The sequence below is a fragment of the Clavibacter capsici genome (genome assembly GCF_001280205.1).
Lineage (GTDB): Bacteria > Actinomycetota > Actinomycetes > Actinomycetales > Microbacteriaceae > Clavibacter > Clavibacter capsici.
On sequence record NZ_CP012573.1, the window covers coordinates 843,834 to 866,123 of the forward strand.

Annotated in this window: 19 protein-coding genes and 1 tRNA gene; 15 read left to right on the forward strand and 5 right to left on the reverse strand. The window is 73.5% G+C overall.

Annotated features, from left to right (window positions below; genetic code table 11):
* Window positions 1-118: 118 nt before the first annotated feature.
* From AES38_RS04085 to AES38_RS04105, 5 genes are all read left to right on the forward strand, one after another.
* Window positions 119-1,513 carry a tyrosine-protein kinase domain-containing protein gene (locus tag AES38_RS04085; protein WP_053773899.1) on the forward strand — a complete coding sequence of 465 codons (1,395 nt, stop codon included), beginning with the start codon at window positions 119-121 and terminating at the stop codon, window positions 1,511-1,513.
* A gap of 294 nt (window positions 1,514-1,807) precedes the next feature.
* Complete coding sequence (locus tag AES38_RS04090) at window positions 1,808-2,821, forward strand: hypothetical protein (protein ID WP_157883508.1); 1,014 nt, start codon at window positions 1,808-1,810, stop codon at window positions 2,819-2,821.
* A 98-nt stretch (window positions 2,822-2,919) separates the two neighbouring features.
* Complete coding sequence (locus AES38_RS04095) at window positions 2,920-4,638, forward strand: DUF4012 domain-containing protein (RefSeq protein ID WP_244629227.1); 1,719 nt, start codon at window positions 2,920-2,922, stop codon at window positions 4,636-4,638.
* Between the two features lie 86 nt (window positions 4,639-4,724).
* Window positions 4,725-5,315, forward strand: a complete 591-nt coding sequence (locus AES38_RS04100; RefSeq protein ID WP_053773902.1) for a hypothetical protein — start codon at window positions 4,725-4,727, stop codon at window positions 5,313-5,315.
* A gap of 304 nt (window positions 5,316-5,619) precedes the next feature.
* Window positions 5,620-6,162: a sortase gene (locus tag AES38_RS04105; protein ID WP_244629228.1), complete on the forward strand. Its 543-nt coding sequence runs from the start codon at window positions 5,620-5,622 to the stop codon at window positions 6,160-6,162.
* Between the two features lie 39 nt (window positions 6,163-6,201).
* Here the strand turns inward: AES38_RS04105 and AES38_RS04110 are convergent, their stop codons facing one another.
* Entirely contained in the window at window positions 6,202-6,741 is a 540-nt protein-coding gene (locus AES38_RS04110) for a VanZ family protein (RefSeq protein WP_053773904.1), read from the reverse strand.
* Between the two features lie 87 nt (window positions 6,742-6,828).
* On the opposite strand from AES38_RS04110, the gene AES38_RS04115 reads away from it, so the two are divergent.
* The 3 genes from AES38_RS04115 (at window position 6,829) to AES38_RS04125 (ending at window position 11,532) form a co-directional block, all read left to right on the forward strand.
* Window positions 6,829-7,842 (forward strand): LLM class flavin-dependent oxidoreductase, encoded by a 1,014-nt coding sequence (locus tag AES38_RS04115; protein WP_244629229.1) that lies wholly within the window; start codon window positions 6,829-6,831, stop codon window positions 7,840-7,842.
* Between the two features lie 92 nt (window positions 7,843-7,934).
* Window positions 7,935-10,181, forward strand: coding sequence for a transglycosylase domain-containing protein (locus AES38_RS04120; RefSeq protein ID WP_053773906.1), 2,247 nt, complete (start codon window positions 7,935-7,937; stop codon window positions 10,179-10,181).
* A gap of 145 nt (window positions 10,182-10,326) precedes the next feature.
* A complete protein-coding gene (locus AES38_RS04125; protein ID WP_053773907.1) occupies window positions 10,327-11,532 on the forward strand; it encodes an acyltransferase family protein in 1,206 nt (401 codons plus the stop codon).
* A gap of 122 nt (window positions 11,533-11,654) precedes the next feature.
* On the opposite strand, the gene AES38_RS04130 is transcribed toward AES38_RS04125, so the two are convergent.
* The 3 genes from AES38_RS04130 to AES38_RS04140 all read right to left on the reverse strand — a co-directional run bounded on the left by AES38_RS04130 (window position 11,655) and on the right by AES38_RS04140 (window position 15,276).
* A tRNA-Pro gene (locus AES38_RS04130) sits at window positions 11,655-11,728 on the reverse strand.
* A gap of 63 nt (window positions 11,729-11,791) precedes the next feature.
* Window positions 11,792-12,736 carry a metallophosphoesterase gene (locus tag AES38_RS04135; RefSeq protein ID WP_053773908.1) on the reverse strand — a complete coding sequence of 315 codons (945 nt, stop codon included), beginning with the start codon at window positions 12,734-12,736 and terminating at the stop codon, window positions 11,792-11,794.
* The gene (locus tag AES38_RS04140) at window positions 12,736-15,276 is read right to left on the reverse strand and encodes a transglycosylase domain-containing protein (RefSeq protein WP_053773909.1); all 2,541 of its coding nucleotides are present in this window, start codon (window positions 15,274-15,276) and stop codon (window positions 12,736-12,738) included. Before AES38_RS04140 ends, AES38_RS04135 begins: the two co-directional genes overlap by 1 nt.
* Window positions 15,277-15,382: 106 nt before the next feature.
* On the opposite strand from AES38_RS04140, the gene sp36 reads away from it, so the two are divergent.
* Together sp36 and AES38_RS04150 are read left to right on the forward strand one after the other, a co-directional pair.
* On the forward strand, window positions 15,383-15,562 hold the full coding sequence (gene sp36 / locus AES38_RS04145; RefSeq protein ID WP_043670295.1) for a Sp36 family protein: 180 nt from the start codon (window positions 15,383-15,385) through the stop codon (window positions 15,560-15,562).
* Window positions 15,562-16,026, forward strand: coding sequence for a RidA family protein (locus tag AES38_RS04150; protein ID WP_053773910.1), 465 nt, complete (start codon window positions 15,562-15,564; stop codon window positions 16,024-16,026). The genes sp36 and AES38_RS04150 overlap by 1 nt, the downstream gene beginning before the upstream one ends.
* Before the next feature lie 76 nt (window positions 16,027-16,102).
* Here the strand turns inward: AES38_RS04150 and acs are convergent, their stop codons facing one another.
* Window positions 16,103-18,142, reverse strand: coding sequence for an acetate--CoA ligase (acs, locus tag AES38_RS04155; RefSeq protein ID WP_053773911.1), 2,040 nt, complete (start codon window positions 18,140-18,142; stop codon window positions 16,103-16,105).
* 387 nt (window positions 18,143-18,529) lie between these two features.
* Here acs and AES38_RS04160 point away from each other — a divergent pair, with 387 nt between their 5' ends.
* From AES38_RS04160 to AES38_RS04180, 5 genes are all read left to right on the forward strand, one after another.
* Window positions 18,530-19,789 carry a TadA family conjugal transfer-associated ATPase gene (locus tag AES38_RS04160; RefSeq protein WP_053773912.1) on the forward strand — a complete coding sequence of 420 codons (1,260 nt, stop codon included), beginning with the start codon at window positions 18,530-18,532 and terminating at the stop codon, window positions 19,787-19,789.
* Window positions 19,786-20,790: a type II secretion system F family protein gene (locus AES38_RS04165; protein ID WP_053773913.1), complete on the forward strand. Its 1,005-nt coding sequence runs from the start codon at window positions 19,786-19,788 to the stop codon at window positions 20,788-20,790. The genes AES38_RS04160 and AES38_RS04165 overlap by 4 nt, the downstream gene beginning before the upstream one ends.
* A gap of 395 nt (window positions 20,791-21,185) precedes the next feature.
* The gene (locus AES38_RS04170; protein ID WP_053775660.1) at window positions 21,186-21,383 is read left to right on the forward strand and encodes a DUF4244 domain-containing protein; all 198 of its coding nucleotides are present in this window, start codon (window positions 21,186-21,188) and stop codon (window positions 21,381-21,383) included.
* Window positions 21,384-21,388: 5 nt separating this feature from the next.
* Window positions 21,389-21,793 carry a TadE family type IV pilus minor pilin gene (locus tag AES38_RS04175; RefSeq protein WP_053775661.1) on the forward strand — a complete coding sequence of 135 codons (405 nt, stop codon included), beginning with the start codon at window positions 21,389-21,391 and terminating at the stop codon, window positions 21,791-21,793.
* Entirely contained in the window at window positions 21,783-22,142 is a 360-nt protein-coding gene (locus tag AES38_RS04180; protein WP_053773914.1) for an Rv3654c family TadE-like protein, read from the forward strand. The genes AES38_RS04175 and AES38_RS04180 overlap by 11 nt, the downstream gene beginning before the upstream one ends.
* Window positions 22,143-22,290 lie beyond the last annotated feature (148 nt).

A 22,290-nucleotide genomic window follows, 5' to 3' on the forward strand; every position in this document is an offset into this window, starting at 1 on the left:
TGGGGCGTCGTCCGCGGGACGTCCATCCCCGCGCCGGAGGACGGGAGCGGGTCCGGGTCTGTGGGAGCATGGGCACGAGCGCCGCTGGGGGGCGCTCCATCGACGAGGGGGATCGCCTGTGGAACTACGTGAGTACATCCGGATCCTGCGGCGGTCCTGGATCCTGATCCTGCTCGTCCTGCTGCTGGGCGTCGGCGCCGCGGCGGGCTACTCGCTGGTGCAGACGCCCGAGTACCGGGCGACGTCGAAGGTCTTCGTCTCCACGCAGTCGGCGGGCACCGTGCAGGACCTGAGCCAGGGCGGCGCGTTCACCCAGCAGGCGGTCAAGAGCTACGCGGACGTCGTGTCGACGCCCGTCGTCCTCGAGCCGGTCATCGCGGAGCTCGGCCTCGACGCGACCGCGGAGTCGCTGGCGCCGAAGATCACGGCGTCGGCCTCGGCGGACACCGTCATCATCGAGATCGCCGTCGAGGACGAGCAGGCCGAGTCGGCCGCGACCATCGCCAACGCGGTCGCGCAGAGCTTCACCGACGTCGTCGCCGAGCTCACGCCCGTCGACGCCAACGGGCAGGCGCAGGTGAAGATCACGACCCTGCAGGAGGCGCGCATCCCCGGAGCGCCCGTCTCCCCGAAGGTCCCGCTGAACCTGGCGCTCGGCGGGCTCGTCGGCCTGGCCCTGGGCGTCGGAGCTGCCGTGCTGCGCGCGACCCTCGACACCCGCATCCGGGGCGAGCGCGACCTGCGTCTCGTCACCGACGTGCCGATCCTCGGCGGCATCGCCTTCGACCCGAAGGCCAAGGAGCGCCCGCTCATCGTGCAGTCGGACCCGCGCAGCCCGCGCGCGGAGTCCTTCCGCAGCCTCCGCACCAACCTGCAGTTCCTCGACTTCGGCGGTCGCGCGCGCAGCTTCGTCATCACCAGCGCCGTCGAGTCGGAGGGCAAGTCCACAACGAGCGCCAACCTGGCCATCGCCCTGAGCGACGCGGGCGCCCGGGTCGCGGTCATCGACGCGGACCTCCGCCGTCCCAAGCTCGCGTCCTACCTCGGCCTCGAGGGCGCCGTCGGGCTCACCGACGTGCTCATCGGCCGCGCCCAGCTGAAGGACGTGATCCAGCCCTGGGGCAACCGGAACATGTTCGTGCTGCCGGCCGGGCAGATCCCGCCGAACCCCAGCGAGCTGCTCGGGTCGCGCACCATGGTCATGCTCCTCAAGGAGCTCGAGGCCGAGTTCGACACCGTGCTCATCGACGCCCCGCCGCTGCTCCCCGTCACGGACAGCGCGGTGCTCTCCAAGAGCGCGGGCGGGGCGATCGTCGTGGTCTCCTCGGGCCGCGCCCACCGCGGGCAGGTCCACGCCGCCATCGAGTCGCTGAACAGCGTCGGAGCCGAGGTCCTCGGCGTCGTCCTGACGATGCTGCCCACGAAGGGCCCCGACGCCTACGGGTACGGCCAGTACGGCTACTCCTACGAGCGAACCGACACCGTGGACAGCCCGAGCGCCGCCACGTCCTGACCCGTGTCGTCCCAGCCGTCGGCGCAGGGGCCTGTACGATCCGGGTGACACCACCGCTCGACCCCGCATCTCCCGCTGCGCGGATCGCGGACCCGCGCTCCCCCGGAGGAGCGGGTCCCGGCCCGTCGTCGGCGGGCGGACCGGAACCGGCTGCCCGCGAGGGGACGCGGTCCGCGCGCCGCACGATGCCCGCCACACCGGGAGACACCATGTCGGCTCACGCCGAGGCGCGATCGCGCCGCTCCGGAGGACGCCCCTCCGACGACCGAGCCCCTCGATCCGCGGGGGCCGCGCGTGGCTAGCAGCGCGCCCGGCGGCCGGAAGCCGATGGCCGTCACGGGCAAGCCGAAGCGCCGCCGCCCGTCCCTCAGCCGCATCGTGCCCGGCGTCGGCGTGACCGCGGTCGTCGCGTTCCTCGTCGTCGACCTGATCCTCGTCTCCGCCGCCGTCACCCGCACCGGCGGCGGGTCGAGCTCGTCGGGGACGGCGGCCCCGGCGCCGTCCGCCAGCACCGCTCCCGCCGCGGAGGCACCCGCGCCGACACCCACGCCGACGCCGACCGCGTCGCCCACGCCGAGCGCCGCCGCGAGCACCGCCGTCCAGGCGCCGACCGTCTTCCTGGCCGCCGGCAACGCGGAGGTCGCGTGGCGCACCACCGCCGGCTCCTGCACGGGCGAGCCCGCCCGCATCCAGACGACGATCGACTCGGGCCGCACCTGGGACACCCGCTCCACGGGCACCTTCGACGCCCGTCGGATCCTGGCCCTCCAGGTCGAGAGCCCGGACGTCGGCAGCATCGTCGCGGACGTGACCGCCGCATGCTCCCGCACCACCCTGCAGAGCTTCACCGGCGGCGAGTTCTGGCGCGACGCGCCCGCGCAGACGGCGGGCACGGCGTACGTCGACCCGGCCGAGCCCCGCACGGTCCGGCTCGTCCAGGGCCAGCAGGACGCGCCGTGCGACGACGCGGTCCAGGTGGTCGACAGCGGCCAGGCGGCCGCGGTCCTCTGCGGCTCGGGCGCCCTCCACGTCCGCTCCGGCAGCGGCGACTTCCGCCGCGTCGAGGCTCCCGGCACCCTGGCCCTCGCGCTCGGCGCGGACGGGATCCTCACCGCGGGCACCTCCGGCTCCTGCGCGGGCACGAGCGTCGGCCGCATCGTCCCGGCCTCGGGCGCCGTCAGCGTCCTCGGCTGCGCGAAGGCCGTCCCCACGAGCGGATCCGTCGCGATCTCCGCCGCGGGCCGCGACGTCTGGCTCCTCACCGGCGACGCCGTGAGCATCTCCACCGACGGCGGGGCCACCTGGTGACGTCCGCAGCGCATCCCGGGCGCTCGTCCCGGCGCCGCTCGCGGCGTCGGCCCTGGACGCGGCGCCGCGTCCTCCGGGTCGCGGGGGTCGGGGTCGCCGTGCTCCTCCTCCTCTGGATCGTGTGGATCGCCGCCCGCGCGCTCCTCGCCCGCGGTGAGCTCGAGCAGGCCGTCCCGCTCGCGTCCTCGGTCCAGCGCGACCTCCTAGCGGGCGACTCGGCCGGTGCCGCCGCGAGCGTCGCCCAGCTCCGCGAGCACTCCGGGCGCGCGGCGTCGCTGACGGGCGACCCCGTCTGGGCCGTCACCGAGCACGTGCCGTTCGTCGGCCCGAACCTCCGTGCGTTCCGCGAGATCTCCGGCATCGTCGACCGCATCGGCGGCGACGCCCTGCAGCCGGTCGTCGGCATCGCGGGGTCGCTCGACATCGGCTCCCTCACCCCGAAGGCCGGGCGCCTCGACCTCGACCCGATCGTCGCCGCGCAGGAGCCCGTCCGCCAGGCCGACGACGCGCTCGACGCGGCGCTCACCGACGTGACGGCCATCGACACCGGCAGCACGATCCGCCCCGTGGCCGACGCGGTCACGCGCCTCCGCGAGACGGTCGGCAAGGCGGCGGAGACCCTTGCGGTCGTGCGCCACGTCACCGACCTCGCTCCCGCCATGCTCGGCGCGGACGGCGACCGCTCCTACCTGCTCATGTTCCAGAACAACGCCGAGGTGCGCTCGACGGGCGGCATCCCCGGAGCCCTGGCGCTGGTCCGCACGGGAGACGGCGCGTTCTCGCTCAGCGGCCAGGACTCGGCGCGCGCGTTCCCGCGGCTCGCGAAGCCGGCCCTGCCGCTCGATCCCCAGACCGCGGGCCTCTACGGCACGATCACGGGCCGCTACATGCAGGACGTCACGCTGACGCCGGAGTTCCCGCAGGCCGCGCCGCTCGCGGCCGAGATGTGGCGGCTGAAGCACGGCGACCGGGTGGACGGCGTGATCAGCATCGATCCCGTCGCGCTCTCCTACCTGCTCGAGGCCACGGGACCCATCACGCTCGCCACCGGCGACGTGCTCCGCTCCGACGACGCCGTCGACCTGCTCCTGCACGACGTCTACCTCCGCTACCCCGACCCGGACGTGCAGGACGCCGTGTTCGCGAGCGTCGCCGACTCCGTCTTCGCGAAGGTCTCCTCCGGCGACGTGGATCCGGCCGCCCTCGTCTCCGCGCTCGGTCGAGCGGCGGAGGAGCGGCGCATCCTCATCTGGAACTCCCGTGCCGACGAGCAGGCGACCCTGGCGGGCACGACGTTCGAGGGCTCGCTGCCCGCGGACAACTCCGAGTCCACGGTCTTCGGCGTGTTCCTGAACGACTCGACCGGCGCGAAGATGGACTACTTCCTGCAGCTGGCGACCACGCAGGGCATGGCCATGTGCCGCGACGACGGGCGTCCCGACTACCGCACGGAGGTCACGCTCCGATCGACCGCTCCCGCCGACGCCGCGTCGCTGCCGTTCGTGGTGACGGGCGGTGGGGTGTACGGCGTGCGACCCGGCGACATCAAGACGCGCGTCGCGGTCTACGGGCCTCCCGGCACGGTGCCGCTGCGGGTCGACATCGACGGCGAGCCGACCCAGTTCCAGCCCGAGATCGTCGGCGGTCGCGCCGTGGCGCAGGTCGAGGTGACGCTCACGCCCGGCCAGGAGGTCCGCATCTCGGTGGACACGCTGGGGGACAAAAGGACCGACACGCCCCTCTCGATCGTCACGACACCGGTCATTAACAGGATCGCAACACAATTCCGCTCGCTGTCCTGCGACAGCACCCGCTAGTCTCTCCCGTGGGGGAATGATCGACGGCGGACCCGAGTCCGCGGTGACCCCTGTGCACCACGTACGACTGACCCAGGGGGAACCACATGCTCAAGAAGATCATCGCCGGGGCGGCCATCGCCCTCGCCGCGACGTTCACCGTCGCCACCGCCGCCAACGCGGACCCGTACACGCCCGAGGGCGGCGTCTCCGTCAGCGACCCGACCGTCGCGCCCGGCCAGAGCACCGTCCTGTCCTTCGCGGACGGCTCCTTCGCTCCCTCCGTGCCCGTCACCATCACCATCACGGGTGAGGACGCGGCCAACGCCACGCTGGCCTCCTACCGCACGGCCCCCATGGCCGTGACGTCCAACTCCATCACCAAGAACTCGACCGCCGCGGGCGGCCTCCGCGTCACCGTGACGCTCCCGGCCGGCTCGGCCACGGGCTCCTACGCCCTCACCGGCACCGACACGCTCGGCAACACCGTCTCCACGACCATCTCGGTCGTCGCGGCCGCCGGCAACGGCACCGCGAACGGCGGCTCCGGCTCCGCCGCGGACGCCTCGGCGGGCCTGCCCGTCACGGGTGGCCAGCTGCCCGTCGTGCTGATCTGGACCGGCGGCGGCCTGCTGCTGCTCGGCGCCGCGCTCGTGGCCGTGCTCGCGACCGTCCGTCGCCAGCGCACCACGGTCTGATCCGCATCACGACCCGCGTCGCCTGACTCCCTCCGGAGCGGTGCGACGGAAGGCCCCGAGGCATCCGCCTCGGGGCCTTCCGCTGTCCCCGGCCGGCGGTGGCCCCAGTCCGGGGTCCATCCGGGGGTGAGGCCGCACCTGGGCTCCCGACGCGGCTAGCATCTCGAACGTGGGTTTACCCGACCCGCTGTCCGCCTGATGGCGCCGACCCGAAATCGCGCGTCGCGGACACCACCGCCCCGAGGCGATACCCGTCGTGCCCCCGCACGTCCGTCTCGGGCGTATCAGTGAAGGCACACCCGAGATGCTCGCCAAGACCCTGGCGGGCGCGTTCGTCGCGCTCGCGCTCACCGTTTCCGCCCCTCTCGCCGCCCAGGCGGAGAACTACGTCCCCAAGGACGCCGGCCTCGCCTGCGCCGGCATGACCGTCACCCCGGCGGCCGTCGCTCCCGGCGAGTCCGTCACGATCACCGGCCGCGCCGGCGCGTTCGAGCCGGGCGAGACCGTCGCCCTGCGCCTCTCCGCGACCGCCGGCGCCCCTGCCGCCGCGGGCGACCCCGCCGGGTCCGTCACCGCGGCCGCCGACGGCTCCGTCTCCGGGACGCTCGTCGTGCCCGCGTCCCCCACCGGCACGTGGCGTGCCAACGAGACCGCCGCGTCGGGCGACCACTGGTGCGGCCTCGTCTCCGTCGTGCCGGCCAGCGCGCGCACGGCCTCCGAGGGCGGCTCGCTCCCCGTGACGGGCGGCACGCTGCCGACCGGCCTGGCGATCACCGGCGGCGGCCTGCTCCTCGCCGGCGCCGCCGCGGCCGGCATCGCGACGGCCCGCCGTCGCCGCGCCTCCTGACGCCCGGCACCGCATGACCCCCGACGCGGGCGGATCCGATCACGACCGGATCCGCCCGCGTCGTCGCGTCCCGCGGGCCAGGAGCGTCGCCAGCACCGCTCCGAGGAGGGCGCCGAGGCCGTTGGTCGCCACGTCCCCGAGGGACGCGACGCGTCCCGGCAGGAAGGCGCCCTGCGCCAGCTCCACCGACGCCGACAGGGTCGTCCCCGCGACCGCGACGAGCCACCACCTGCGCCGGCCGAACGCCAGGACGCCGAGCATGCCGAGGGGCACGAAGAGGGCGACGTTCGCCGCCTCCTCGATCATCGAGTAGCGGAACCCGGGGATCCCGTGGTGCTGCACGAAGACGACGCCCCGCATCAGGTACGGGTAGACGCCGCGGTCGACGCTGTCGGGCGTGAGCGTCACGAGCGCGATGAGGGCCACGTACGCCAGGAGGAGCATCGCGGCCTGTCGGCGGTGGACCCGCTTGCGCGCGCGGTCCTGCCGCGCGCCCCAGGCCGACCGCCCCGGCGCGCCCGCCGTCGATCCGGCCTGGGCGTCGCCGCGGAGCGGGGGAGCGGGGGCGGCGGGGTCCATGAGGGCCGCAGCCTAGCAACGCCGCCCGGGCGCGGGAATGCGCCGCGGATCCGGCCCGTTCTCCCCGGGGTGACCCACCTCGCCCGCGTGCCCCTGGACGTCCTCGACCTCGCCCCGCGCCCGTTCGGCGGCACCAACGCGGACGCCGTCGCCGGCAGCATCCGCCTCGCCCAGGCGGCGGAGACCGCGGGCTACTCGCGCTTCTGGGTCGCCGAGCACCACGGGATGCCGGGGATCGCGAGCTCCGCCCCGGCCGTCCTCCTCGCGGGCATCGCCGCCCGCACCTCCACGATCCGCGTCGGCAGCGGCGGCGTCATGCTGCCGAACCACACGCCGCTCGTCGTGGCCGAGCAGTTCGGCACGCTCCGCGCCCTCTACGGCGACCGGATCGACCTCGGCATCGGCCGTGCTCCCGGCACGGACGGCGCGACCGCGATGGCGCTCCGCCGCAGCGAGGCCGGCCTCGGCGTTGACGACTTCCCGCAGCAGCTGGTCGACCTCGTCGGCTTCTTCACCGGCGGCATGGCCGACGACAACCCGCTGCGGGGGATCACGGCGGTGCCCGGGCTCGGCGACGTGCCGCAGATGTGGCTCCTCGGATCCAGCGGCTACTCCGCGCAGGTCGCGGCCGCCCTAGGGATCCGCTTCGCCTTCGCGCACCACTTCGCGGGCGACCGCACCGAGCAGGCGCTCGCGATGTACCGCGAGCGCTTCCAGCCGAGCGACGACCTCGCGGAGCCGCACAGCGCCATCGCGGTGAGCGTCATCGCCGACGAGGACCCCGAGGTCGTCGAGCGGGAGGCGCGCGCCGGCCGCATCACGTGGCTCCGCATGCGCCAGGGCGGGAAGCCCCAGCCCGTGGATCCCGTCGAGGCCGCCGCCTACGAGTTCAGCGACCTCGAGCGCGAGATCATCGGCGCGCGCGACCGGCGCCAGGCCATCGGCTCACCCCACGCCGTGCGCGTCGGCCTGGAGCGCCTGCTGACGAGCACGGGCGCGGACGAGCTCATCGTCGCGCCGTCCTCCACCACGCTCGAGCACCGCATCGCGACCCTCCGGACCGTGCGCGAGCTGGCCTCCGCGGAGGCCAGCGCCGCCTGATCGCGAGTGCACTCATCACATTTCGGCCACGGGGAGCTGAGACCCTCCCTGAGGCGGATGTGGTGCCCCCGAGCGCGGGTTAGATTCGTATCATGAGGAAAACTGACCTGACCATCTCGACCCGGTTGGGCGCGTTCCTCGGACTCGTCGGCATGAGCACGATCGCCGGCGTCCTCGTCGCCGCCATGGTGACCCCTGCCATCGCCGTCTCGGGCATCGCGGCCAACAGCACCATCGGCGTGTTCGAGGACATCCCGGACAACCTGCAGATCGACAACCTCGCGCAGAAGACGGTCCTCTACGCCAAGCAGGGCGACAACCAGGTGCCCTTCGCCGAGTTCTTCTCGCAGGACCGCGAGGAGGTCCCGTGGGACGCCGTGTCGCAGTACGCGAAGGACGCCGCCATCGCGACCGAGGACCCCCGCTACTACGAGCACGGCGGCGTCGACGTGCTGTCGGCGGCCCGTGCGCTGGCGCAGAACGTCCTCAACGACGAGGTGCAGTCCGGTGCCTCCACCATCACGATGCAGTACGTCCGCAACGTCCTGGTCCAGAAGGCCCAGAACATGGTCGACTCCTCCGACAAGGCCACGCAGGCCGAGGGCCGCAAGGCCTTCACCGAGGCCACCCAGCCCGACATGCCCCGCAAGCTCAAGGAGATGCGGATGGCGATCGGGGTGGAGAAGAAGTACTCGAAGAACGAGATCCTCCTCGCCTACCTCAACATCGCGAACTTCGGCAGCCGCGTGTACGGCATCGAGTCGGCTGCCCGCTACTACTTCAACGTCTCCGCCGCCGACCTCACGCTCGAGCAGGCCGCGAGCCTCATCGCGACCGTCAACGCGCCGGAGATCTACAAGATCGACAACGAGGACAACCTCGAGCGCAACAAGGCGCGTCGCGACCTCCTGCTGAGGAACATGCTCAAGGAGCAGAAGATCACGCAGGAGCAGTACGACACCGCTGCCGCCGCGCCGATCACGCCGACGATCACGCCCTCCACGAGCGGCTGCATCCAGGCCAACCCGATCTCGGCCGCGTACTTCTGTGACTACGTGAAGAACGAGATCCTCACGAACCCGGAGTTCGGATCGACGCCGGCCGAGCGCGACGCGGTGCTCAAGCGCGGCGGCATGCAGGTCTACACGACGCTCGACCTCGACATCCAGGCGAACGCGGCCGACCAGATGCGCAAGCAGGTGCCGACGACCGCGCGCTTCACGAAGATCGGCGGATCCGTGGTCTCCCGTGAGGTGAAGACCGGCCGCATCATCGCGATGGCGCAGAACACCGACTACGGCGTGGCGCAGGACCAGCCCGGGGTCACGGAGATCAACTACTCGGCCGACAAGGCGCACGGCGGCTCCGCCGGCTTCCAGGTCGGGTCGACGTACAAGATCTTCACCCTGGTCGACTGGCTGAACAGCGGCAAGTCGATCTACCAGACGGTGAACGCCTCGAAGACCACGTGGTCGGCCAGCGAGTTCACGCGGTGCGGGGACAACCTCGCCGGCTCCCCGGACTACAAGGTCACGAACGACACGAACACCGGAGCCACGTCGAACCAGAACGTGCTCGCCGCGACGGTCGCGTCCGTGAACTCGGCCTTCGTCGCGATGGCGAGTCAGCTGGACCTGTGCGACATCAGCAAGACGGCGACCGACATGGGCGCGTACAACGCGGACAAGCGGGAGCTGTCGAGCTTCCCGTCCGACGTCGTCGGCTCGGGCGGCAACACCGTCGCCCCGCTCCAGATGGCGACCGCCTTCTCCTCCGTCGCGAACCAGGGCAACATGTGCCCGCCCATCGCGATCGACAAGGTCGTCCTCCCGGACGAGTCCGAGCTCGTGACGCCCAAGAGCCAGTGCGCGCAGGCGATGAGCCCCGAGGTCGCCAACACGGCCGCCTTCACGCTCAAGGCCGTCATGGGCGGCACGGGAGCCGCGTCGAACCCCCGCGACGGGACTGAGATCATGGGCAAGACGGGGACGACCGACCGCTCGAAGGACACCTGGTTCGTCGGATCCTCCACCGAGGTCACGACGGCCGTCTGGGTGGGCAACGTCGAGGGCTTCGCATCCATGCGCCGCAACGTCCTCAACGGGTCGGCCGCGGACAGCGCGCGTCACCGGATCTTCAAGCCGCTGCAGACGTTCATCGACGACCGCTACCCGGCGGAGGACTTCCCCTCGCCGAGCAGCTCCCTCACGAAGCGGCCCTACGTGGCGCCGAAGCCCCAGCCCACCCGGTCGGCGGCGCCCACGGCACCCGAGGCGCCCGCCGAGCCGGCGCCCGCTCAGCCGGCGCCCGCTCAGCCTGCTCCTCCCGCGGAGGGGTGAGCCCGCGCTCGATGGGGAGCGCGCGCCGACGGCCGTCGCCTCCGGGCGGCGGCCGTCGTGCTGTGCGCCGCCTCGTCCCGGGTGCCTCGGATCGGGCACCTCGTAGACTGGACGACCGCCGCTCCACCGACCCGGGAAGGCCCTCATGACCGGGACCCCGACGTCCGCACCCGCCCGCGTGCGCACGCTCCTGCCCGGCATCGAGGGGCTCCGCGGGGTCGCGGCCGTCGCCGTGCTGCTGTACCACGTGCAGCGCCAGCTGGCCCGTCCCACGACCGACGTCCCCCTCATCGGCGAGGTCGCCTTCTTCAGCCACGGCGTCACGCTCTTCTTCGTGCTGAGCGGCTTCCTGCTGTTCCTGCCGTTCGCGCGCGGCCTCGTCGACGGCGGGGCGATGCCGCGCCTCGGCCGCTACGCCGCCAACCGCGCCCTCCGCGTCTTCCCGGGGTACATCGTGGTGCTCCTGCTCGTGAGCCTCGTGCTGCGCGTGGCGGTCCTGCCGCGCGAGACCCGCGAGGCCGGGATCTCGGTGGGCACGCTCGGGCCGGTCGACACCGTGCTCAACGCGCTGCTGCTCCAGGGGTACGTCCCGCGCACGCTCCGGAGCGGCATCGAGGTCGCCTGGACCCTGGCGGTCGAGGTGTCCTTCTACGTGGTGCTGCCGGTCGTGGCGCTCCTCGCAGCGCGTGTGCTGCGGGGGAGGGCCACGTGGATCCGGGCCCTCGCCCCCGCGGCGGCCCTCCTGCTGGTCGGCGTGGCCGGCAAGGTCTGGTCGATGATCGCGCAGGCACCGCTCGGTCACCGAGGCCGCCTCGCGAGCGAGTGGGGCGTCACGTGGGAGGCGGTCGCGAACCGCAGCATCCTCGTGCACGCGGACCTCTTCGCCTACGGCATGGCCGCGGCCGTGGTCCTGCTCACCCTGTCCGCGGACGAGGGACTGCGCGACCGCGTAACGGCCTGGCGCGTGCCCGCGGGGATCGTCGCCGCCGCGCTCATCGTCGTGGCCTCCGAGGCGCCTGTGGGCGCGTTCGAGGAGAGCATCGTGGCCGCCTCCTGCGCGACGCTGCTGCTCCTCGTGGCGCTGCCGCGGCGCGGGGGATCCCTCGGCCTGGTCACGCGGTTCCTCGAGCTGCGCTGGATCGCCTGGCTCGGCACGATCTCGTTCAGCGTCTACCTGTGGCACCTGCCGGTCATCCGCTTCCTCCGCCGTGCGGGCCTCGTGCTCCCCGACACGCTCGCGGGCTTCGCCCTCAACGCCCTCTTCGTCGGGGCGGTGACGCTGGCGCTCTCCGCGGCGACGTACTACGCGATCGAGCGGCCGGCGCTGCGGCTGAAGCCCGGCTCGCGCTAGTCGAGGCGGAGTTCATGGGACCGGCCGGGGCCGGGGGAGCGGGACGACGAAGGGCCGCTCCCGGAGGAGCGGCCCTTCGTCGTGCTGCCTGTCGTGCTGTGCCTCCCGGAGGAGGCGGTGTGTCGGGGTAACAGGATTTGAACCTGCGACCTCTTCGTCCCGAACGAAGCGCGCTACCAAACTGCGCCACACCCCGATGGCCCGAGGGCCGGGATCTACGATACCCGATGTTCCGGGCTCCCGAGTACGCGTCGGCGGGTCAGACCGCCGTGAGCGTGAGCAGCGTCGCCTCGGGGTAGCAGGCGAAGCGCACGGGCGCGTAGATCGAGGTGCCGAGGCCGGCGCTCACGTGCAGGAACGACGCCCGGTCGGCGTGCGGCCACACGCTGAGGCCCTTCACCTGGCGGCGCGGGATGTCGCAGTTGGTGACGAGCGCGCCGTAGCCGGGCACGCAGACCTGGCCGCCGTGCGTGTGCCCGGCGAAGATCATGCGGGCGCCGTTGGTGACGAACGAGTCGAGGACCCGGCGGTACGGGGCGTGCGCGACGCCGACCGACACGACCGGCGCGTCCGAGGCGCCCTGGTACGCGTCCCCGTCCTCGCGGAGCGCGTCGAGGGCGCCGGGGAGCGCCTCGAGGTGGTCGAAGTCGCGGTGCGGGTCGTCGACGCCGAAGAACTCGAGCAGCGTGCCGTTGACCTCGATCGCGCCGGCCGCGTTGTTGAGGTCGACCCAGCCGAGCGAGGCGTAGAGCCGCTCGAGGCGCGGGAGGTCGAGGTCCGCGGGGCGCTGCGTGGCGTGCGTGTTCGCGGTGAAGTACTTGAACGGGTTCTTCATCATCGGCCCGTAGTAGTCGTTCGAGCCGTGCACGAAGACGCCGGGGATCCCGCGGAATGCCTCGAGCGTCTCCTCTACGGCGACGATGCCCTGCTCGTGGCCCGTGTTGTCGCCCGTGTCGACGACGAGGTCGGGCTCGAGGTCCGCGAGCTCGCGCACCCACCGCTGCTTCTTGTGCTGCCACGGCGCCATGTGCATGTCGGAGAGGTGCAGCACGCGGATGGGGTCGGCGCCGACCGGGAGCACCGGCACCGTCACCTCGCGGAGCGTGAAGCGGCGCCGCTCGTAGAAGGAGGCGTAGGCGAAGACGGCGGCCCCGGCCGCGACGACGCCGCCCGCGGTGCGGGCGACGGTGCCGATCACGCCCATCAGCTGCGTCCGATGAAGAGCGTCACGGCGCCGTTGCTCGGCTGCCCGGCCGCGGGATCCGTGCGGGTCGCCTTGCCGATCTGCGAGTTGTCCTGCACCTGCTCCTGCGCCATGGTCACGTCGAAGCCGGCCGCGCGGAGGGTCTGGCGGGCGCTCGTCATGTCCTGCCCGCGCACGTCCGGCACGGTGCCCGGAGCGCCCTGCTGCTGGCTCTGGTCGGGACCGCTGCTGGTGAACACCGTGACGGTGGACCCGCGCGCGGCGTTGGCGCCGGCGCCGGGGTCGGATCCGACGACCTGGCCGGCGGGGACGTTCGAGGACGGACGCGCGCCACCCTGGGCGAAGCCCAGGCCCGCGCCCTCGATGGCCGACTGGGCGTCGGCGGGCGACATGCCGGAGACGTCCGGCACCTGGACCGTCGGCGTGCGGGTGAGGTCCGCTGCCGGGCCGGGGAACGCCGACCCCTTGTAGACCGCGTTGACGGACTGCATGAACGGCTTCCACACGGCGAACCGGGCGGTGGACATGAGCTGCCCGCTCGGGAGCTTCGTCTTGCGCTGCTGGATCTGCTGACCCGAGGCGCTGCCGACCCAGATGGCCGTGGTGACCTCGGTGCTGGAGCCGACGAACCAGGTGTCCTTCGCCAGGTCCGTCGTACCCGTCTTGCCGATGAGCGGAGTGCCGTCACCCGTGTTGGCTGCGGCGCCGGTGGCACCCATGACGCCCGCGAGCGCGTAGGCGGCGGTGTGCGCGACGTCGGGGCTCACGGCCTCACGGCAGTTCGCGGACGGCGGGGTGATCTCGGTGTTGTCGGGGAGGACCACCTTGTCGATCAGGATCGAGTCGCACGTGGTGCCGTTGTTCGCGACGGTCGCGTAGGCCTGGGCCATGGTGAGCGGCGCGATGTTGTTGCCGCCCGAGCCGATGATGTCGGAGACGTAGTTGGACAGGGGCTTGCCCGGGACCGCCTGGTGGATGCCGATGTCCTTCGCGGTCTGGCCGATGCCGCACATGTCGAGCTCGCTGGCCATGGCCATGAACGCCGTGTTGGTGGAGTTCGCCGTGCCCGACATGACCGTGCGGTTCGAGCCCGGGGCCGCGCCGTCGTTGGTGACCTTGAGGACGTCGGAGCCGAGGTTGCCGCCTGTGCAGGAGTCCTGGAAGTCGCGTCCGCTCCAGGTCCCCTTCGAGGACTGGACGACCTCGTTCACGGAGTGCCCCTCCTTCAGCCACTCGAGGAGGGTGACGAGCTTGTACGTCGATCCGACCTGGAATCCGCCGGAGCTGCCCATGTTCTGATCGGTGTTGTAGTTGACGCTGGTGGTGCCGCGCTGGTCGCCGTTGCCGTAGTCGGTGTTCTGCACCATGGCGATCACGCGACCGGTCTTGGCCTCGACGCTCGTCATGGCGGATCCCACGTTGATGCTGTTCATCGTCGTGGGGATCTGCTTGCGCATGTCCTCCGTGGCCTTGGCCTGCAGGTCGAGGTTGAGGGTCGTGTAGATCTTGTAGCCGTTGCGGTTGAGGTTGCGGCGCGCCTCGTCGGGGTTCGCGCCGAACTCCTTCGAGTTCTCGACCGTGTACTTGACCGCGTCGCAGAAGTAGGCGGCGCTGGCGGGCTGCGCCGCGTTGCAGCCACTGATGGACGGCGTGATGGCCGGGGTGACGGGGGTCGCGATCGCCTCGTCGTGCTGCTGCTGCGTGATGCTGTGGTGCTTGAGCATGTTGTCGATCAGGACGTCGCGGCGCTCCTGGTTCGCCTTGACGTTCTCGGCCTTGTCGATGCGGAGCGCCGTGGGGTAGTTGACGGTGGCCACGAGGCTCGCGGCCTGCGCGATGCTGAGGTCCTTGGCGTCCACGTCGTAGTAGTACCTCGCGGCGGACTGGATCCCGTAGACGCTGCCGCCGTAGTTCGCGATGTTGAGGTAGCCGAGCAGGATGTCGTTCTTCGAGAACTTCTTCTCCAGGCCGATCGCGAGCCGCATCTCCTTGAGCTTGCGGGCGGTCGACTCCTGGGTCGCCTCCTTGTAGGCCTTCTTGCCCGCGTCGGGATCCGTCTCCGCGAGCGTCTCCGCCTTCTGCACGAGCACGTTCTTCACGTACTGCATGGTGATCGTGCTCGCGCCCGACTCGACGCCGCCGCCGATGACGTTCTGCGCGAGCGCCCGGAACGTGGACTGGACGTCGACGCCGCCGTGCTCGTAGAAGCGGGGGTCCTCCGTGTCGACGGCCGCGGCCTTCGCGTTGTCGGAGACCTCGTCCCAGCTCACCTCCTGGCGGTTCTGGGCGTAGAACTCCGCGAACTTGACCGGCTGCCCGCCCTGCGTCGCGTACAGCTCGGTCTTCTGGGCGAGGTTGTCGATCTGCAGGTAGTCCGGCAGGTCCTCGAAGAGGCCGATCGTGTTGTTGGCGGCGAGGCTCGTGACGGCGATGGCCGGGGTGACCATCGCGGCGACCAGCACGCCCGCCACGGCGCTCATGCCGAGGACGCCCGTGAGCGCGGCGGCGACGCGGCCGGGCGTGTTCTTGGAAGCAGACATAGACTCCAGAGTACGGGAAGGGTGTATGGGAACCCGTGAGACCTGTGCGCCGGCCGCCCCGCGCCCGTCCCGTCATGCATCCAGACCCGACCGGCAAGGAGCCGAGATGACCGCAACGCCCGGGCAGTGGGAGTACCTCACCACGCCGCTGATGATCCACAACACCGCCGCCATCCTGAACACGTGGGGGGCGCAGGGCTGGGAGCTCGTGCAGGTCGTCACCGGCCCCGAGGGCGGGCTCGTCGCGTACATGAAGCGCCCGCTCGCCGGCGAGCACGGCGCCTGATGGGCGCGATCTCCGCGCGACTGACCGAGCTCGGCATCGAGCTGCCCGCGGTCGCGGCGCCCGTCGCCGCCTACGTCCCCGCCGTCGTGCACGGCGGCCTCGTCTACACGAGCGGCCAGCTGCCCTTCGTCGACGGCGCGCTCGCCGCGACCGGCAAGGTCGGCGCCGAGGTCTCGGCCGAGGACGCCAAGGCGCACGCGCGCACGTGCGCGCTCAACGGCCTGGCGGCGGCGGCCGACGCGGCCGGCGGCATCGACCGCATCGCCCGCGTCCTCAAGGTCACGGGCTTCGTCGCGTCGGCCGAGGGGTTCACCGGCCAGCCCGGTGTGATCAACGGGGCCAGCGAGGTGCTGGGCGAGATCCTCGGCGATGCCGGGATCCACGCGCGCTCCGCCGTGGGCGTCGCGGAGCTGCCGCTCGGATCGCCCGTCGAGGTCGAGCTCGTGGTCGCGCTCGTCGACTAGCGCGCCTGCCGCACGACAGGGGAGGAGGGCCGGGTGCACGCACCCGGCCCTCCTCCCCTTCCCTGTCCGGCGTGGATCAGCCCGCGCTCATGCGGTCGGAGATGACCTGCATCACCTGCGTGTCCGCGAGCGTGGTCGTGTCGCCGACCGCCCGGCCCTCCGCGACGTCGCGCAGCAGCCGGCGCATGATCTTGCCGGAGCGCGTCTTCGGCAGCTCCTGCACCACGAAGACGCGCCGCGGCTTCGCGATGGCGCCGATCTGCTCCGCGACGTGCTTCCGGAGCACCTCGTCCGGGTCCTCACCGCCGAGGGCGCTGGCCTCCGCGGTGCGCAGGATCACGAACGCCACGACGGCCTGGCCCGTCGCCTCGTCGGACGCGCCCACGACGGCGGCCTCGGCCACGTACGGGTGCGCGACGAGCGACGACTCGATCTCCGCCGTCGAGAGGCGGTGGCCGGAGACGTTCATCACGTCGTCCACCCGGCCGAGCAGCCAGATGTCGCCGTCCTCGTCGAGGCGGGCGCCGTCGCCCGCGAAGTAGCGGTCGCCGAAGCGGTCCCAGTAGGTCTCGCGGTAGCGCTCCGGGTCGCCCCAGATCCCGCGGAGCATGCCCGGCCACGGCTCCGTCACGACCAGGAGCCCGCTCTCGCCGCGCGCCACGGGCTCGCCGGCGTCGTCGACGACCGCGACGGAGACGCCGGGCACGGGCGTCTGGGCGGATCCCGGCTTCGTGGCGGTGACGCCGGGGAGCGCGGAGATCATGATGCCGCCGGTCTCCGTCTGCCACCACGTGTCGACGACGGGGACGTCGCCGCCCCCGATCACGTCGCGGTACCAGCGCCACGCCTCCGGGTTGATGGGTTCGCCGACGGAGCCGAGCAGGCGGATGGAGGAGAGGTCGCGGGCGTCCGGGATCTCGCGCCCCGTCTTCATGAAGGAGCGGATCGCGGTGGGTGCCGCGTACAGGATCGTCACGCCGTGCTTCTCGACGATGTCCCACCAGCGGCCCGGGGCGGGCGCGTCGGGGGTTCCCTCGTAGACGACCTGCGTGGCGCCGTTCGCGAGCGGTCCGTAGACGACGTAGCTGTGGCCGGTGATCCAGCCGACGTCGGCCGTGCACCAGTAGACGTCGGTCTCGGGGTGCAGGTCGAAGACGTTCCGGTGCGTGTAGGCGACGTGGGTGAGGTACCCGCCCGAGGTGTGCAGGATGCCCTTCGGCTTCCCGGTCGTGCCGCTCGTGTACAGGATGAAGAGGGGGTGCTCGGCCTCGAACGCCTCCGCCTCGTGCTCCGCGTCGGCTGCGGCGACGCGTTCGTGCCACCAGAGGTCGCGGGTCTCGTCCCATGCCACCTCGTTCTCGCCGCGCCGCACCACGAGGACGTGCTCGACGGATCCGGCCGAGCCGACCAGCGCCGCGTCCACCGCGGGCTTGAGCGGGAAGACCTTGCCCTTCCGCCAGCCGCCGTCCGCGGTGATCACGACCCGGGCCGCGGCGTCGTCGATGCGGGCCCGGAGGCTCTCCGCGCTGAAGCCGCCGAACACGACGGAGTGGACGGCGCCGATGCGCGCGACGGCGAGCATCGCGACGACGGCCTCGGGGATCATCGGCAGGTAGATCGCGACGCGGTCTCCCGCGACGACGCCGAGGTCCTGCAGGGCGTTCGCGGCCCGCTTCACCTCCGCCGTGAGCTCGGCGTAGGTGAGGTCGCGGGTGTCGCCCGGCTCGCCCTCCCAGTGCAGGGCGACGCGGTCGCCGTGGCCGGCGAGCACGTGGCGGTCGAGGCAGTTGTAGGCGACGTTGAGGCGCCCGTCCGGGAACCAGCGGGCGACGGGCGCGTCCGACCAGTCCAGCACCGTCGTGAACGGCGTCTCCCAGGTCACGAGCTCGCGCGCCCGGTCGGCCCAGAAGCCGAGGCGGTCGGCGGCGGCGTCGGCGGCCAGGGACTCGTCGGCGACGCGGGTGGCGCGGAACGCCTCCGACGGCGGATGGACGGGTCCGGGCGCAGGGGCCTCGGGCGAGGGGGAGGTGGTCGTCGACCCCTCCTCGTCCTGATCGCGCGGGGCGGTCCTCGGGGTTCCGGGGTCGGTCGATTCGGGGTTCTGGGACATCGTCATCCTCTCCGCGACCCACGTTAGCGGGTGGTCCGCGCGGCGCGAGGGACGGCGCCGCGCCGGCCGTGCGGCGCTCGCGGCCGGGAGTCCGATGGGGGAACGGCCAGAACACGCACAACCCTCCCGGCGCGGCAGGCATGCGGCGTATGCTCATCCCGTCGGGCCGAGCCCGACGTGTGGCGAGTCCTGGATTCCCCCGATCCATCGTCACGTGGCGGCGCCCGTTCCCCCGATGGGCGCCGCCCCTCTCTCCTCCGGGAGCTCCCCTGCCCGAGCGCTCTCCTGGTCCGCCCGCCCGCTGTCCTCCTCCCCAGGTGGATCCCGCTCAGCTGCCTCCCCGGGTTCTCGTCCGCGCGTCGGGCGGGCCGACCGGGTCCCTAGCCTCCGCGCATGATCGAGTGGCAGGCATCCGTCGTCGGTCGCGGCGTCCGCTCCGGCGAGGCGTCGCGGCATCCGCCCACCGGCCGAGCGGGACCGGCGGAGGGCGCGCCCTCGCGTGCGCCCGGCCCCGTGGCGTTCGTCCCCCGTGCGCGTGCGGCCGGACGGCCCGGTGCGGTCGAGGTCCGGCACGCCATGGCTGCGCCGGTCGCGGATGGCGCCCGGGCGTGCGCTGTCCCGGTCGTGCCTCCGCGGTTCGCGCCCGCGGCCCTCGGGGCCCTCGCGGCGCTGGTCCGGGATCCGCGGGCGACCGACGTGTTCGTCAACGGCGACGGCGAGGTGTGGGTCGACCGCGGCTCGGGCGCCGAGCGGAGGCCCGACGTCGACCTCGGCGGGGAGGCGGAGGTGCGTGCGCTCGCCGTGCGCCTCGCGGCGGAGGGCGGACGCCACCTCGACGAGGCCGCGCCGTGCGTCGACGTGCGGCTGGGAGACGGGATGCGCGTGCACGCGGTGCTGCCGCCGGTCTCGACCCGCGGCACGCTGCTGTCCATCCGCCTTCCGTCGAGGGCGCGGCCGACCCTGGACGCGCTCGACGCCGCGGGCGCGTTCCCGCCCGGCTGCCGGGCGCTGCTCGAGGAGGCCGTGCGCCGGCGCACGAACCTGCTCATCACGGGTGCGGGCGGCAGCGGCAAGACCACGCTGCTCGGCGCGCTGCTCGCCCGCGCGGATCCCCGGGAGCGCATCGTGCTCGTCGAGGACGTGTCGGAGCTCCGCGTGCGGCACCCGCATGTGGTGTCGCTCGAGGCGCGGCAGCCGAACATCGAGGGGGCCGGCGAGCTGTCGCTGCCGCGGCTCGTGCGCGAGGCGCTGCGGATGCGACCCGACCGACTGGTCGTCGGGGAGTGCCGGGGCAGCGAGATCCGCGAGCTGCTGGGAGCGCTGAACACGGGGCACGACGGCGGGGCGGGGACCCTCCACGCCAACGGCGTCGCCGACGTGCCGGCCCGGCTCGAGGCGCTCGGCGCGCTCGCCGGCCTGGACGCCGTCACGACCGCGCGGCAGGCCGTGAGCGCGATCGGCCTCGTGGTCCATCTCGCCCGGACCCCGGAGGGGCGGCGGGTCCAGGCGGCCGGGCGCTTGGTCACGGGCGACGGAGGACGGCTGCGCGTCCTGCCCGTGCGCTGGGTGCCGCCGGCCGTCCGGGGCGATCGCCCCGCGGTGGAGGCATCGGGCGGGGCATCGGTCCGGGGCGGCGCCGGGGGACGCGCGTGATCGGGGGAGCGCTTCCGACGAGCAGGCGGCGTCGTGGCCGGGCCGAGGATCCCGTCGAGCAGGCCGAGGAGGTCGCGTCGCTCGTCCGTCGCCTGGCCGTGCTGCTGGGGGCGGGGCTGGATCCCGAGCGCGCGTGGACGCAGCTCGCTCCGCCGGGTGGGCGCGCGCGTCGCGCCGAGGACCCCGTGCCCGCGGTGATCCGGAGGGTCGCCGCGGGCACCGGGACGGCTCCCCTCGCCGCCCGCGTGGCGGCTGCCGGCGGGACCGCGTCAGGAGGTCGGGAGGACGGGGACGCCGGGGCATCGTGGCGCGCGCTCGCCGTCGGGATCGAGGTGGCCGACCGCACCGGGGCGCCGCTCGCGCGCTCGCTCGACCGTCTCGCGCAGACCCTGGTTGACGTCGCGCGGTTCCGTCGCGATGCCGGGACGGCGCTCGCGGGTCCGGTGGCGACGGCGCGCACCGTCCTCCTCATGCCCGGGGCGGGGCTGCTCCTCGCGGCGGGTCTCGGCTTCGACCCGCTGCGGGTGCTGACCACCACCGTCCCCGGCGCCGCCTGCCTCGTCGTCGGCATCGCCCTCGTCGCGGTCGGATGGCGCTGGAACCTGCGGCTGGTGCGCCAGGCCATGCCGCGGGATCCGGCGCCGGGGCTCGTCCTCGACCTCGTGGCGACGGCGATGACGGGAGGCGCGTCCGTGCCGCGGGCCGTCGCCGTCGTGCGCCGGGCGTGCGAGCGCGCGGGGGTGCCGGCGGGAGAGGAGCTCGAGGCCGCCGCCCGCATCGTCGAAGTCGCGGCGCGGACGGGCGCCCCCGTCGCCGTGCTCCTGCGCAGCGAGGCCGAACGGGGACGACGCGATGCCGCCACGTGGGCCGAGCGCGCCGCCGCGCGCCTCGCCGCGCGCCTGATGCTGCCGCTCGGTGCGTGCATCCTGCCGGCGTTCCTGGCGGTCGGGGTCGTCCCGATGATGCTGGCCGTCCTGTCCTCAACACTCGGCCGAGGGTGACGGCCTCCACCGGTCGCGGACCGCAAGGTGCCCGGGCCCTGCGGCACGGGCATGGTGACCTCCTGGCCGACGGTCGGCCGGGGACAGGACGGCGGGAGCACCCGCCACGGGAAGAGGACGAGGACATGGACAGGATCCAGGAGAGGACGGACGCGATGGACGGGCGAGGAGAGGAGAGGGCGTCGACCCGCGGGACGGCGGCTGAGCAGGGCGGGGCTGCGCAGGGCGGGGCCGCGGTGGCGATGGAGGGGCGCGCGGTCTGGCCGCTCGCGGCCGCACGGACAGCCCCCGAGCGGTCGGCCGGGTCGTGCGGGGGCGCAGGGCCCATCCGGGGGAGCGTCGCCTCCGTGAGCTGCGTCCGTTCCGTGCGCTCCCGGGTCGCGCCGTCCCGTCCGCTGCGTGCCGCACGGGCGGTCCGCCGAGCGCTCGTCCACCGAGGTCCGGGGGACGGCGGCGCGGCGACGGCGGAGTACGCCATCGCGACCATGGCCGCGGTCGCGTTCGCGGGCCTGCTCGTGGTGATCCTGCAGAGCGACGAGGTACGGGGCATGCTGCTCGACCTCGTGCGGCGCGCCCTCACCTACGACCGGTGATCGGGGTGCGTCCCGCACGGCGAGGCGCGTCGGGGTCGGCGTCCGCCAGCCCGGTCGCGCCTCCGTCGGCGGACGCGGGAGCGGCCGCCGCGGAGCTCGCCGTCGTGCTGCCCGCGGTCGTCCTCGTGCTCGGCCTGTGCCTGGGCGCGGTGCAGACGGTGGGGCAGCAGGTCATGCTGACGTCCGCGGCGGCTGAGGCAGCCCGCAGCCTCGGCCGCGGGGAGGCCCCCGGCACGGCGTCCGCGCGCATCGGGGGTGCCGCGGGAGGCGCGAGCATGGCGGTGGATCGGTCGGGGCACGCCGTGTGCGTCCAGCTCACCGAGCCGGACGGCTTCGGACCCGCGGCGGCAGCGGGCCTCCGCGTCTCGGCACGCGGCTGCGCGTGGCAGGAGGACCCGGATGCGGGCTGAGCCGGACTCCGGATCGGGGACGGTGCTCGCGGTCGGGCTCGTCGGGGCGATCGCGTCCCTGGCGCTGGCGACGGTGATCGCGTCGACGGCGCTCGTCGAGCGGGCTGCGGTGGCGGGCGCGGCGGACTCGGCCGCGCTCGCCGCCGCGGACGTCGCGGCGGGCTTCGGCACCGGCCCGCCCTGCACGGCGGCCGAGGAGGTCGTCGTCGCGGCGAGGGCGACGCTCGTCGCCTGCGACGTCAGCGGCACGACGGCGGCCGTGCGGGTCGCCGGTCGGGACGCGCCCCTCGGCCTGGAGGTGACCGCCCGGGCGCGAGCCGGCCAGCCACCGGATCCCCCGGCGGGGTGAGCGGGACGACGGCTGCCGGGAGGTCCTCTCCGCTCCGCATCCGGGCGGCAGCGCGATTAGGTGGCCGGTCGGTGCGCGTGTGTATGGTGTGCCTTGTCGGGGACCCCGCCGCACATCGCCCCGGAGCGCATCCGAGCGGGCACGCCTC

Excerpts from the sequence above, each read along its gene's own strand:
- AES38_RS04100 (WP_053773902.1), top strand. The coding sequence starts at position 4,725 with ATGCTCAAGAAGATCATCGCCGGGGCGGCCATCGCCCTCGCCGCGACG.
- AES38_RS04105 (WP_244629228.1), top strand. The coding sequence starts at position 5,620 with ATGCTCGCCAAGACCCTGGCGGGCGCGTTCGTCGCGCTCGCGCTCACC.
- AES38_RS04110 (WP_053773904.1), bottom strand. The coding sequence starts at position 6,741 with ATGGACCCCGCCGCCCCCGCTCCCCCGCTCCGCGGCGACGCCCAGGCC.
- AES38_RS04120 (WP_053773906.1), top strand. The coding sequence starts at position 7,935 with ATGAGGAAAACTGACCTGACCATCTCGACCCGGTTGGGCGCGTTCCTC.
- AES38_RS04125 (WP_053773907.1), top strand. The coding sequence starts at position 10,327 with ATGACCGGGACCCCGACGTCCGCACCCGCCCGCGTGCGCACGCTCCTG.
- AES38_RS04135 (WP_053773908.1), bottom strand. The coding sequence starts at position 12,736 with ATGGGCGTGATCGGCACCGTCGCCCGCACCGCGGGCGGCGTCGTCGCG.
- AES38_RS04140 (WP_053773909.1), bottom strand. The coding sequence starts at position 15,276 with ATGTCTGCTTCCAAGAACACGCCCGGCCGCGTCGCCGCCGCGCTCACG.
- sp36 (WP_043670295.1), top strand. The coding sequence starts at position 15,383 with ATGACCGCAACGCCCGGGCAGTGGGAGTACCTCACCACGCCGCTGATG.
- AES38_RS04150 (WP_053773910.1), top strand. The coding sequence starts at position 15,562 with ATGGGCGCGATCTCCGCGCGACTGACCGAGCTCGGCATCGAGCTGCCC.
- acs (WP_053773911.1), bottom strand. The coding sequence starts at position 18,142 with ATGACGATGTCCCAGAACCCCGAATCGACCGACCCCGGAACCCCGAGG.
- AES38_RS04160 (WP_053773912.1), top strand. The coding sequence starts at position 18,530 with ATGATCGAGTGGCAGGCATCCGTCGTCGGTCGCGGCGTCCGCTCCGGC.
- AES38_RS04180 (WP_053773914.1), top strand. The coding sequence starts at position 21,783 with ATGCGGGCTGAGCCGGACTCCGGATCGGGGACGGTGCTCGCGGTCGGG.